At 58.3% G+C, this 12,163-nt stretch carries 9 protein-coding genes; all 9 read left to right on the forward strand.

Features of this window, described 5'->3' with window-relative positions; all coding sequences use genetic code 11:
• Window positions 1-492, forward strand: coding sequence for an Hcp family type VI secretion system effector (locus BBI10_RS21205; protein ID WP_065991578.1), 492 nt, complete (start codon window positions 1-3; stop codon window positions 490-492).
• Between the two features lie 194 nt (window positions 493-686).
• A complete protein-coding gene (tssH, locus tag BBI10_RS21210) occupies window positions 687-3,323 on the forward strand; it encodes a type VI secretion system ATPase TssH (RefSeq protein ID WP_065991579.1) in 2,637 nt (878 codons plus the stop codon).
• A complete protein-coding gene (locus tag BBI10_RS21215; protein WP_065991580.1) occupies window positions 3,323-5,857 on the forward strand; it encodes a type VI secretion system Vgr family protein in 2,535 nt (844 codons plus the stop codon). Before tssH ends, BBI10_RS21215 begins: the two co-directional genes overlap by 1 nt.
• A 135-nt stretch (window positions 5,858-5,992) precedes the next feature.
• Entirely contained in the window at window positions 5,993-8,023 is a 2,031-nt protein-coding gene (locus tag BBI10_RS21220) for a lipase family protein (RefSeq protein WP_065991581.1), read from the forward strand.
• Between the two features lie 22 nt (window positions 8,024-8,045).
• Window positions 8,046-8,819: a hypothetical protein gene (locus BBI10_RS21225; protein ID WP_244160406.1), complete on the forward strand. Its 774-nt coding sequence runs from the start codon at window positions 8,046-8,048 to the stop codon at window positions 8,817-8,819.
• A gap of 41 nt (window positions 8,820-8,860) precedes the next feature.
• A complete protein-coding gene (locus BBI10_RS21230) occupies window positions 8,861-9,661 on the forward strand; it encodes a hypothetical protein (RefSeq protein ID WP_065991745.1) in 801 nt (266 codons plus the stop codon).
• Window positions 9,661-10,485: a hypothetical protein gene (locus BBI10_RS21235; protein ID WP_065991583.1), complete on the forward strand. Its 825-nt coding sequence runs from the start codon at window positions 9,661-9,663 to the stop codon at window positions 10,483-10,485. The genes BBI10_RS21230 and BBI10_RS21235 overlap by 1 nt, the downstream gene beginning before the upstream one ends.
• Before the next feature lie 185 nt (window positions 10,486-10,670).
• Window positions 10,671-10,937, forward strand: coding sequence for a PAAR domain-containing protein (locus BBI10_RS21240; protein WP_065991584.1), 267 nt, complete (start codon window positions 10,671-10,673; stop codon window positions 10,935-10,937).
• A gap of 2 nt (window positions 10,938-10,939) precedes the next feature.
• Entirely contained in the window at window positions 10,940-12,097 is a 1,158-nt protein-coding gene (locus tag BBI10_RS21245; RefSeq protein WP_065991585.1) for a hypothetical protein, read from the forward strand.
• The last annotated feature ends 66 nt before the right edge of the window (window positions 12,098-12,163 follow it).

Genomic DNA, 12,163 nt, shown 5'->3' on the forward strand with positions numbered 1-12,163 from the left:
ATGGCAATTCCCGTTTACCTCTGGCTCAAAGATGACGGCGGCGCTGACATCAAAGGCTCGGTCAACGTGCAGTCCCGGGAAGGCAGCGTCGAAGTGGTCGCCCAGGACCACAGCGTCTACATCCCCACCGACAACAACACCGGCAAATTGACCGGCGCCCGGGTGCACACGCCGTTCCTGTTCACCAAGGAAATCGATGCCAGCAGCCCGTACCTGTACAAGGCCGTCGGCACCGGCCAGACCCTGAAAAGCGCCGAGTTCAAGTGGTACCGCATCGACGACGCGGGCCAGGAAGTCGAGTACTTCAACACCCTGCTGGAGAACGTCAAGGTCGTGCGCGTCGCGCCGAAAATGCACGACGTCAAGGACCCGGCCAAGGAGAAGCACAACCACCTGGAGATGGTCGAGCTGCGCTACGAGAAGGTCACCTGGACCTACAAGGACGGCAACATCATCCACTCCGACTCGTGGAACGAACGCCAGACCGCCTGACGCTGCAAGGCCGGCAGACAGGCAGCTTTTGCACGCCTGTCTGCCGGCTGCGGTGTGTTGGGTGGAGCGTCCGTTCGCGGTCGCTGCGCCAAGCACATCTACACGGCACGTTTCCCGAGAAAAAACAGCGAGGCGTCGATCGCTCAACGGTCTCGTCGCCGCTTATTACTCCTTCCGTTCAAGGACGATGACCCATGGCACAGAGCTCCTCCCGTTTGCTTCGCCGCCTCAATCCTTTCTGCGCCCAGGCCCTCAGTGCGGCGGCAACGCTGTGCCAGAGCCGCGGCCACGGCCACATCACCATCGAGCACTGGCTGCTGAAACTGCTGGGGCAGGGCGACGGCTATCTGGTGCTGATCGGGCGGCGTTATGAGTGGGACATCGAGGCGCTGTGGAGCGGCTTGCTCGACCACCTCGACCGCCTGCCGCGCAGTGTCCAGGCCAAGCCGCAGCTGTGTGACAACTTGCAGCGGCTGATCAAGAACGCCTGGGTGCGTGCTTCGATGGAAGAGGACAACGAGCAACTGCGCTCGGCCCACGTGCTGGGCGCGCTGATCGAGTCTCCCGACCTCCTCGCATGCGTAGAGGCCTGGCCGTTGCTCAGCCTGAGCGAGGTGCAGTTGCGCCATTTGCTGCCGTTTCTTGACGAGCATTCCGATGAGCGCCCACAGCCTGGGCAGGGTCTGGACGTTGAACCGGAGATGGCTTCGGTAAAGATCTCGCCTGCGGATTCAACGGCGGAAAACCCTTCGCTGGCCAGGTTCACTCAGGACATCACTGATAAGGCGCGCAAGGGTGAGATCGACCCTGTGCTGGGCCGTGACGACGAGATTCGTCAGGTCATCGACATTCTCAGCCGCCGGCGCAAGAACAACCCGATTCTGGTGGGCGAACCCGGTGTCGGCAAAACCGCGCTGGTGGAAGGGCTGGCCCTGCGCATCGTCGAAGGCAACGTGCCCGCGAGCCTTAAACCAGTCAGCGTGCGCACGCTGGATCTGGGCCTGTTGCAGGCCGGTGCCGGGGTCAAGGGCGAATTCGAACAGCGCCTCAAAGACGTCATCGAGGCCGTGCAGCAGGCCGAGCATCCGGTGCTGCTGTTCATCGACGAAGCCCACACGCTGATCGGCGCGGGCAATCAGGCGGGGGGCGCCGATGCCGCCAATCTGCTCAAACCCGCCCTGGCCCGTGGTGAACTGCGCACCATCGCTGCAACCACCTGGAGCGAATACAAGCAGTATTTCGAACGTGACCCGGCACTGGAGCGACGCTTCCAGATGGTCAAGGTCGACGAGCCGGACGATGCCGCGGCGATGGTCATGCTGCGCGGTTTGAAGGCCCGCTACGCCAGCCACCACGGCGTGCACATCGAAGACGCGGCGATACAGGCGGCAGTGGTGCTGTCGCGCCGCTATCTGCCCGGTCGGCAGTTGCCGGACAAAGCCGTCGACCTGCTCGACACCGCCAGCGCCCGGGTGCGCATGAGCCTGGATTGCGAGCCCCAGGCGCTGATCGCGAGCAAGGCCCGGCAGTCCGCGCTGGCGCAGGAACGCCAGGCGCTGCAAGACGATCAGCGCGTCAACGGACGCAATGCCGATGAGCGTCTGACGGCCATCGCCGCGCAGCTGTTATCCCTGGGCGGTGAGCTGGCGCGACTGCAGGACCAGCACGCCCACGAACTCGATCTTGCGCAGACGTTGCTCGCTGCTCGTCATGCCGAAGTCTTTGACGCCGAGACCTGCACGGATTTGCAGGCCCAGCTCAAGGCGGTTCAGGGCGATGCACCGCTGCTGTCGCTGGATGTCGACGATCGCAGCGTCGCCCAAGTCATTGCCGACTGGACCGGCGTGCCCCTGAGCAGCTTGCTGAAAGATGAACAGGCCAGCCTGCTCACGCTGGAACAGTCCCTGGCCGCGCGGGTGATCGGACAGGACCGCGCGTTGACGGCAATGGCCCAGCGTCTGCGCGCCGCGAAAACCGGCCTGACCGAAGAAGACTCGCCGCTGGGCGTGTTCCTGCTGGTCGGCAGCAGCGGCATCGGCAAGACCGAAACCGCCCTGGCCCTGGCCGACACCCTGTTTGGCGGCGAGAAATCGCTGATCACTTTGAACCTGTCCGAGTACCAGGAAGCCCACACCGTCAGCCAGTTGAAAGGCGCACCGCCGGGTTACGTCGGCTACGGGCAGGGCGGCGTGCTCACCGAAGCGGTGCGCCAGCGCCCCTACAGCGTCGTGCTGCTGGACGAAGTGGAAAAGGCCCACCGCGACGTGCTCAACCTGTTTTATCAGGTCTTTGATCGAGGCTTCATGCGCGACGGCGAAGGGCGCGAAATAGACTTCCGCAACACCGTCATCGTCATGACGTCCAACCTGGGCAGCGACCTGCTGCAGGACTACCTGCTGGAGAACCCCGACGCGCTCGACGGGGAGGTCCACGAGCAACTGCGGCCGGTCCTGCGCGAGCACTTCCAGCCCGCGTTGCTGGCTCGTTTCCAGACGTTGATTTACCGACCGCTGCAGGCGCCGGCGCTCAAGCGCATCGTCGCAATCAAGCTGGGCAAAGTGGCAGAGCGGTTACGCCGGCATTACGGGCTGGACTGCCGGATCGACGAGCGCCTGCATGATGCGCTGGTGGAGGCGTGCCTGCTGCCCGACAGCGGCGCGCGGAACATCGACAGCTTGCTCAATCAGCAGATTTTGCCGGTGCTGAGTCAACAGCTTTTACAGCGCCAGGCGGCGCGATTGGCGACGCGGGGCGTGGTGCTGGGGCACTGCGAGGAGGACGGTATCACCCTTGAGTTTGTCGAGTCCCTGGCTTCGGTGGAGGGCGAATGATGAACGATGCCATCGGGGTGTTTTTCGACCATAGCCGTCACAAACTCGTCGTTCATAACCTGCCTGTGACACTTGACGTTTTAGCCTTTGAAGGTGAAGAACAGCTGAGCCAGCCGTTTCTTTATCGCGTGGAATTTACCTCGGTTGAGCGAGACATCGGCGCCGAGCGGATGCTAAGCCAGGATGCGCAGTTCAGTCTGCATGCGGCGGCCCACATGTTGCCGGTGGCGATTCCTGGGTTGCGGGTGCCTCGGGTTGAAGCGCTGCGTACGTTGCATGGGGTGGTTACCGGGTTCAAGCGGCTGTCCGGCTCGGCTGATGAAGCGCGCTATGAAGTGACGCTGGAACCGCGCCTGGCGTTGCTGGCCCGTGGGCGGCAGTTCCGGATCTATCAGCATCAGTCGGTGCCGCAGATTGTCGAGAGCATTCTGCGTACGCGCCATGACTTCCAGGGGCAGGACTTTCTGTTCACGCTGGTGCGGGAGTACCCGGCGCGCGAGCAGGTGATGCAGTACGGCGAGAGCGATCTGGCGTTTATTTCCCGGCTGCTGGCCGAGGTGGGGATCTGGTACCGCTTTAGCAACAATGAGCGATTGGGTATTGAGGTCGTCGAGTTTCACGATGATCAGCGGCATTACGTTCGGCCGCGGGTGAGCTTGCCGTTTCGGCCGCAGTCGGGGTTGGGCAGCAGCGGCCAGGATGGGGTTTGGGGGCTGCAGGTCAGTCATGAAGTGGTGGAGCAGAGCGTTCACTTTCGTGCCTACCACGACCGTGACGCCGGTGCGTGGCTGGATGGGGATGTTGATCAGACTCGCGGTGATACCACGACTTATGGGGAGGCTTATCACTATGCCGAGCCGTACAAAGCGCTGGGTGACAAGCTCGATCAGGATGAAGATTTAGAGGGTGAAAGCGGGTTTTTCTTTGCCCGGTTGCGGCACGAACGGTATCTCAATAACCAGACTCGGCTGACCGGGATTAGCAGCAGTGCGTCATTGGGACTGGCGCAGGTGCTGGCGATTTCCGGTGGGGCGCCGCAGGCGTTTGAACCGGGTGCGGTAATCACTCGATTGCAGTTGCGGGCCGCACGGGATCGCAGTTTTGAGTTGAGCTTTGAAGCGATTCCTTATTCGGAGAACGTGTGTGTTCGGCCGCCGTTGCTGGCAAAACCGCAAATTGCCGGGACCGTCCCGGCGCGGGTCACCAGCTCGCTGGCCAACGATCCCTACAGCCACATCGACCGCGAAGGCCGCTACAAGGTCAGCTTTCTGTTTGACCGAGACAGCTGGGAAATCGGTCAGGAAAGCCTGTGGCTCAGATTGGCCCGTCCGTATGCCGGAGATACCCACGGCCTGCACCTGCCACTGATCTGCGGCACCGAAGTGGCGATTGCCTTCGAGCAAGGCGACCCGGACCGGCCCTACATCGCCCATGCCCTTCACGATAATCGCCATCCCGACCATGTGACGCTGCTGCGCAGCGACTACAAACGCAATGTCCTGCGCACGCCGGCGAACAACAAGCTGCGCATGGAAGATGATCGCGGCAAAGAACACATCAAACTCAGCACCGAGCACAGCGGCAAGAGTCAGCTGAACCTTGGGCATCTGGTCGACAACGAGAAGGATAAGCGCGGCGAAGGCTTTGAATTGCGCACGGATGGCTGGGGCGCGATTCGGGCCGGGCGTGGGGTGTTCATCAGTGCGGATGAACAGACCAGGGCGCACGGTCAGCAGCTCGATATGGACGCTGCAATCGAGCAGCTTGAAAGCGCGTTGTCGTTGGCCCGGTCCATGGCTCAAGCCGCGCGGAGTGCCCAGACCATTGCCGCCGATACCAGCGGCCACGAACAACTCACCGCGGCCCTGACCAACCTCACCGAGCCCGGGCTGCTACTGCACGCGCCGGCCGGCATTGGCGTGGTCAGCCCCGAGACTGTTTTGCTGTCCTCCGGCCGTGACAGCGTCGCCATCGCGTCGTCGCGCTCGACCAACATCAGCGCGGGACATGACATCACCGGCACCGCCGAGGGTGCGATCAGCCTGTGCGCTGTGACCAAAGGCCTCGACCTAAAAGCCGTGGATGGGGATGTGCAGTTGCACGCCTACGGCGGCGCGATGCACGCGCTGGCGAATGACCAGATAAAAATTGAAAGCCTGGCCGGCCGTGTCGAGATCAGTGCGCCCGAAGAAATCGTCTTCAGCTGCGGCGGCGCGTTCATCCGCATCAAAGGCGGCGAGATCGAGCTGGGCGCGCCAGGGAACATCCATCACCGGGCCGCGTACGTCCTCAAGGGCGGTGCCACTACGCTGACCACCCCGGCGACACCGATACCGCCGGGCTATGCCGCGGGCTACACCCTCAGCGACCCGGTCAAGGGTTACGCCCCCTTCGCCCGTTACCTGATCACCACCCAGGAGGGCGAGCGGTTCCCCGGCGTGACCGATAAGGACGGCAAGACCATCCCGGTCCACACGCTATTGCCCGGGAACGTGGTGATCGAGTTCCCCAATGACAAGCCCGATGAGCAGTGAGCACCGCTCAGGGGCCCCGTCGCCCAAATGGTTTGCGATCTGCATCGCAACGGCTACCGACACCGCGCCTGCCGCCAAGCAATCGGCCGCGACAATTTATCACCGCATCAAATCTTCAATCAGGAAGGACCCGGCATGAAAGACAGACAGCACCAGACGGACATTTTTTGCACCTACAAGCCTGTGGCCATCGGCCCCCAGAAAACCCATTGGGTTGAATTTCAACTGGTGGACGAGCGCGGCGAGCCGCTGGCTAATCTGCCGTGGCGGGCGACCAATCAGGCAGTGCGGGATGGCTGCGTTGCTGAGTACTCGGGGAGCACCGATGCCCAGGGTGTCATTCGAGTTGAGGATCTTCATCCGCTCGACGTAACACTGCTAATGCCGGCGGCGCCGTTGGCTGAAGTTCTGCAACAGCGGCGGTTGCGCGCAGTGCGTCCGGAGCCCGAGCGGCCGGGTGCAAGTGACAGCAAACCTCTGTACGGAAAGCAGCGTCCCGGGTTTTCGCCGGTGGAACAACAGGCACTTGAGCAGGGGCATGCCTATCACTACCTGCGAATAGGGCAGTTGTGTGATGAGCTACCGGCGTTCAACCCGCCATGGCCAGAGCTGGCTCCGCCACCGGCTTATCATTTCCCGGACGCTGAGTTTTCAGGGTTTACCGCACCTTACGAAGCGCTGAACTGCCGGCATGTCTTGGAAGTTTGCCCGATGCGGGCTTGGTCGTTGGTGTTGCATCATCAGCCTGAGTACAGCCTGGCGAATGCCTACAACTTGGGGCTGATGAGTATCTTGTCATACAGCAACCGCGCGGAGGATTTGTACGGGTCACCTGAGTATTTCTTTGCCGAGCAGTGCGTTGATTTATCGAGGACGCCTAGGGTGTGGGATGGTGGGAGAAATTGGCCCTGTCTGGTCACTGACGTACCGTTCGATGATCGTTACGAGCGCTGCGAGGTATTGAATACTGCTAAAGCAGCCATTCCCAAGGGTGACACACAGCTCTTCTACGTCAGAAACGCGGCTCAGTTACTGGTGGCATGGCGCGGGACTGACTTTGACCGCCTCCATGCGCCAGACTTAGTCACGGACCTCACATTTCGTCCTGTCCCTCCAGAGCTGAAGTTGAGTTGTGCGCCTTCGGTTCCATGCGCAGACCTGGCGCTCGAGGGCCGGGTTCACCTAGGTTTTCGTGAGGCCTTCAAAGTAGCTGAAACCTTATACGCTAGGGACTTCAGTGAATTTATTCCAGAAGATACTGTGTTTAGGAAACTTTTCATTTGCGGACACAGCCTTGGAGGAGCTTTGGGTCTAATACATGCCGCAACACTCAAGGATAAAGGTCCGGTGTTGTACACCTACGGTATGCCACGTACATTTACCATCGACGCGATACAGGGGTTGAGCGGATTTGCCCACTTTCGACACGTCCATGACACCGACACTATACCCAGCGTGCCGCCTGAGGCAGATCTGGATAACCATCTCTATAGGCTTTACGGCCCTTTAGGCACGACGTTAGGCTTCGCTTGGTCGATGGGTCAGGCCCTCGCAACTAATGTGATCGAATTCGGTGATTCATACGGCCATCATGGCGAACTTGCCATGTTTTATCGTGTAGAACAGCACATTCAGAGCCGTGGCTCTTCCTACCCTGCATATCGAAATAAGGATGGTCTCGGCGCGCCGTACTACAACACCATAAAGACCCGATTGCCCGTGCGGCCAAACCTGTATCTGGTGCCAAGTATTAATAAAACATTGAGTGAAAAAAGCGGAAAACTACAACACCTTTTCATAAGCAGCCTTGACAAGAAAACGCTAGAGCGAATATTCCCACGCTACAAAAACCCCAAGCCGGGAGGGTTGCTAGGTATTGGGAATCACATGATGGGCGAATATATGGCACACATAACTCATCGACTACTCACAGCCATCGAACCTGATCGGAAGCCGCCGCTTGATGCACAGGACGAGATCAAGCGCTTCGCGGAACAGATGACAAAGCATGGCGGCACCTCGCCGAAAGAAGAATATGAGCGGAATGACCTGTTTCTTAAAATGCATAAGCAAATAGAAGCGGCATTGGAGGCAACAGTTCAGGCGGAGGGTGGGATTGAAGCGTTGCAGCGGCTTGACATAGTTGCTAGTGCGACGAGAGTTTAGTATGAGTAGAGAAGGTTTGTGTTTGAAAGTATTGCTGCCTTGTGTTGCGACGGTTCTCTCCATTAGTGGTTGTGCGAAAGACTACAGCATGGCGCCGTCACCGAGTGGCGAGCAAGTCAAGATTGCTATTAAGGTCCCCGAGGAATTAGAAGTAACACCCCTTAGGGTGATGTATCGATCAGCGATCTGCGAACGTGTCACCCATGACGGAGATGGACGACCCGAGAAGCTCGAAGGTTACAACTCGATTGATGTGAAATTGTCACACCAAAACAACGAAAGTTTCTATGAGGCAGATTTATTTGTAAGCGGCGGTGGGCTCTGTGAGTGGCGCTTAAGTAATGTTTTATTTGAGGTGAGCTATCGCGTGCCTAATCGTTTTGGAGAAAACGTGGGCTCAGGAGGGGGCGGTGGGGTAATTGTGATATTTGACCATAACGATCCACAGCTTCGGACATCTGGTTTGATGAAAGTTAAAGGGGCAGACCTTACTATCATCAAGGACTATTACCCTTGGGTGAAAGATAGTTACTCAGGCGGTTATATCAAGCGAGCGGGCCTGGCAGGCGAGGCGAGAAGTTATCTAACCTACGAGGCCCGTGAAGCCCGCAGCGTGTATTTCGAGGCGGTGTTGCATTCTGATTACGTGGTTTCATCGACAGCACCAAAAAAACACAAGGTTGGTGAATTCATTACGTTTAAATACCCTGACGGAACAGTAGAGTCTGATCGGCGGTCAGAGCCCAACTTTAAAAAAATGCAGGAAATCCGCTTGGCAGCTGAAGCAAACAAATGAAGTCGCTCGGTGTGCTGCACCCGTTTTTTAAGGAGCCTTATATGAGTAACGCGACGCTATACGCAAAAACTCCACTCTTATGCCTTGCGCTGCTCGCACTCTTAAGCGGTTGTGTAAAAGACTATAAAGTTCTGACTCCGCCGCCCGACAGCGAAAAGGTAAAAATTGTTATAAAAGTGCCTGCAGAGCTTGAGCCCAAAACGTTGCGTGCCAGGTACGAGTCGAGCAGATGCCGAATGTTCGTCGACTTGCCCACTGTGAGCCGTATGCAGTTTCCAGGATCAAACTTCCAGAATTCGAAGTTCACCAGGCAGGGAGAAACTAATTTCTACGAAGCAGAGGTATTCGTTGATGGCGGCGGTGAATGTGAATGGCAACTAGATAGCATCGAGTTTGGGGTCGTGTATCGTATTCCTAATCGTTTTGCAAAAAAAGTAACAGCTTATTATGGCGGGACGGTTATAGTCAAGTTCGACGGGCAGCATGCGCCCTTTAATAGGGTTGATCAGTTTATCGAAGGGCCGGACCTGAAAATCGTAAAGGATTACTACCCATGGGTAAGGGAAGCCTATGAACTCGGTTACTATGATAAGAGTGTAAATCTGGCCAAAGAGTATGAAAGTTATCGTACCTACAGGGCTCGGGACGCAAGAAACATATTTTTTGAGCCAGTGCTGCATTCAAATTTTGTAGTGACGTCGACTTCCCCGAAGAAACGCGTCGCTGACGAAATCGTCACGACAACATTTCGCTACCCCGACGGAACGGAAGAATCCAATCGGGAACTTGAGCCAGACTTTAAGAAAATGCAGGAAATTCGCTTGAAGACGGAGGCGAAATAATGAACTTGCTCACCGCCGCGAGATATCTTCAGGGCGATCAACCGAATCCGAAAGCTTCAAGCTTCAGCGCTTTACTCATAATCATAACGGTGTTTGCATCGCTCAGTGGTTGCGCACTCGACTACGAACTCCATCCGGACACGGAGGGGGAGAGAGTCACGATGACGCTTAAAGCATCGGAAGGGTTATTCCCGCCGCCCATGGCCGTGGGTTATCTATCGACGATCTGTGAAAACGTTTATGAGGGGCCTGATGTATTCGGCAGTATCAGGGAGCAGCGTGTAGCGTTCAAACGGCGTGGGGAGGGCGATTTCTATGACGCCGATTTCGCTGTTGACGGTGGCGGGATGTGTCGGTGGCGCGTGGCTTACGTGAAGTTTGGGGTACGTCCTCAATGGCCTGAGCGCATTGGCGAAGGTGCGGTAGTGGGAACGGGAGGTGATGTTCTGGTCGTGTTTCAGCATAACAATCCGGATTTTCCGTCTGAAGGGGTTAAAAACGTGGTGGGCACCCATCTTGATATAAAAAATAATTGCTACCCATGGTTAAAAGATGTCCTAAAGAAGGATTACGTCAAGAGGCTTAATCTGGTGGGTGAAGCGGTGCCTTACCAGACTTACCTGGCTCCCCAGGTGCGAAACATAAACGCTGAGGCAGTGCTTCACGCCAAGTATGTCGTGACGTCAGAACAGCCAGAGTTCAAAGGAATCGGACTTCACCCTGCCTTTATTTATCCAGACGGGACTTCGGGCCCAGATGACAGCGATACGCCAGATTTTCCCACGCTTGAGGCCATTCGTTTAAACGCTGAAGCCAGACTATGAGGACAGGTAATAACTTAACGTGTCACGCCTGATCTTTATATCGGCCATCAAGTCGGTGAGTGAAGGCCCGCACCGTTAAAACCCGGCACGTATGACAAGCACGCGCAACCCATGAGCTCGCCCAGGCATCCGCTCGCGCGGAATAAATACACGGCTTCATCAATTCATTAACAAAGGATCTTTCAATGTCACAAGGATTCGTATTGTTGGGTGACAAGACCACCCACGGAGGAGCGGTAATTTCCGCGTCGTCTACTCATATCACCCAGGGCAAAGCAGTCGCTCTGGTGGGGGATAGGGTCATGTGTCCCATACCCGGACATGGCGTTAATCCCATTATTGAGGGTTGTGCCGACTGGTTGGAGGAAGGCCGTGAGCTGGTGGTCGATGGTTGCCACTCACAGTGCGGTTGCCAGGTCATGTCCAGCGCGCCTGACTGGGCGAAGGATTGAAGATGGCGTGGCAACGTGAATACGTGCAAGCAGGGCTCGCACCCAAACCGCCTTCACCGGTTCGCTGGCTGCTGATCGTGGTTTTAGCGGGGGCAGCGGCTGTGCTGATGTTCCTGCTCTACGTCGTGGTGCCTGAATTGCAGGCGTTAAACGTATGGGCGCTCACCGCCTCGCCGTTGGTGGTGGCGATTCTCGCGCTGGCGGCGCGGGTGCACGCCTACGGTGGCGCTCTGGATGAGTACAGGCTGCTGCAGGAGCGGTCCCGGCTGGCACAGGTCGCCTGGGGGGAATGGGGGCAGCGTTACATGGCGGCCATGGCCGGTCTGGTTCTATTGCCCGAGCATTTGTCTGCGGTGGCGATGATGAAACCGCCCCACACGCCTGTCCCACACTCAGGCAAAGCCCGCCGCATCGTTGGCCTGCCGAAGGGCCAAAAGGGCCGGGCCTTGGCAGGTCTTGCCCAATTGATGGGTTCGCTGTCGACAGTGCTGGCGCCGCTGCCACCGAGTGAAAGTCTCAGTGTCACTGTCCTGACCGATGCGCCACAGGATGAGCATCCAGCACTGGCCGTCGCCTGCCAGCAGCACCTGTCCGAGCTCACCCCGTCATCCACCCTCACCGGCGTCCACGTAACAAGCCAGCTCTCCTTCGCCTGGATGGAAGAAACACTTAAAACCCCACGCGACGCCGTCGACCTCATCCTCGTCGTCCAGGCCCACGGTAAAGAGGCTTACTCCGACGGACTCGCCGCGATCCTGCTGTGCGCCGACGCGGTCGCCAAAGCCCACAAGCTGCCCATCGCCGCGCGCCTGTTGCGCCCGATGCCCCTCGACGTCGATTCCCTGGAAACCGACTTCACCACTTTCCTGCAGATTCAGGCCAAAGCTCGCGATGCAACAGGCGTTCTGGCCGACGGCGCCGACTGGCATCCGCAAACCACCCTATTACTGGCGGCAGCCGCGCGAGAGGGTGCAGCGCTGTCGGTGGACCACCGCTGGATTCTGGAAGCCTTAAATGGCGTGCCGGGCCCCTGCGGTCCTTGGCTGCTGGCAGCCCTCGGCATCGAGATGGCCAAGCTTGCGAAGCAACCCTTGTTGTTACTGAGCAGCGAAGACAAAGGGCGCTGGATCAATACCGTCACACCGGGAGACATCGCATGAAATCCATGATCGGCAATGGCTGGCGTCGCGCGGGTGGCGCGGTATGGCTTGTCGCCTTCCCAGCGG

The organism is Pseudomonas graminis, from assembly GCF_001705435.1.
Taxonomy (GTDB): Bacteria; Pseudomonadota; Gammaproteobacteria; order Pseudomonadales; family Pseudomonadaceae; genus Aquipseudomonas; species Aquipseudomonas graminis_B.

What these genes read in the sequence shown, in the direction of transcription:
- BBI10_RS21235 (WP_065991583.1), top strand. Translation starts at nt 9,661, where the DNA reads ATGAACTTGCTCACCGCCGCGAGATATCTTCAGGGCGATCAACCGAAT.
- BBI10_RS21230 (WP_065991745.1), top strand. Translation starts at nt 8,861, where the DNA reads ATGAGTAACGCGACGCTATACGCAAAAACTCCACTCTTATGCCTTGCG.
- BBI10_RS21240 (WP_065991584.1), top strand. Translation starts at nt 10,671, where the DNA reads ATGTCACAAGGATTCGTATTGTTGGGTGACAAGACCACCCACGGAGGA.
- BBI10_RS21220 (WP_065991581.1), top strand. Translation starts at nt 5,993, where the DNA reads ATGAAAGACAGACAGCACCAGACGGACATTTTTTGCACCTACAAGCCT.
- tssH (WP_065991579.1), top strand. Translation starts at nt 687, where the DNA reads ATGGCACAGAGCTCCTCCCGTTTGCTTCGCCGCCTCAATCCTTTCTGC.
- BBI10_RS21245 (WP_065991585.1), top strand. Translation starts at nt 10,940, where the DNA reads ATGGCGTGGCAACGTGAATACGTGCAAGCAGGGCTCGCACCCAAACCG.
- BBI10_RS21215 (WP_065991580.1), top strand. Translation starts at nt 3,323, where the DNA reads ATGAACGATGCCATCGGGGTGTTTTTCGACCATAGCCGTCACAAACTC.
- BBI10_RS21205 (WP_065991578.1), top strand. Translation starts at nt 1, where the DNA reads ATGGCAATTCCCGTTTACCTCTGGCTCAAAGATGACGGCGGCGCTGAC.